Annotated in this window: 1 protein-coding gene; it reads right to left on the minus strand. The window is 61.2% G+C overall.

Annotated elements, in window-relative coordinates; all coding sequences use genetic code 11:
• Window positions 1-255, minus strand: a 255-nt coding sequence (locus WA845_RS25230; protein WP_337322844.1) for a hypothetical protein, incomplete at both ends; no start/stop codon positions are given.

The raw sequence follows: 255 nt of genomic DNA on the forward strand, positions 1-255 counted from the left end.
CTGATGGAGCAGCAACAGCAGCCCAGGCCACGTTGACGAAGGCTGAGCTACCACCTAGCGCCGCCGTCAGTGTTTCGACCTTGCCCGCGACGGCCATGGTTTCGTTGACAGCAAGCTGGATCTCTTCCTTGTATTCAGCCCTCGCCTCGCCGAGCTCGACAGACAGTTCTCTGGCAAGCTTCCGCGTGTCTTTGTACGCGACCGTCGCCAGCTCCATCTGGGCGGCTATGAGGCCGTCGATGGCATCCTGTGCTG

Source organism: Agrobacterium sp. CMT1 (assembly GCF_037203725.1).
Lineage (GTDB): Bacteria > Pseudomonadota > Alphaproteobacteria > Rhizobiales > Rhizobiaceae > Agrobacterium > Agrobacterium pusense.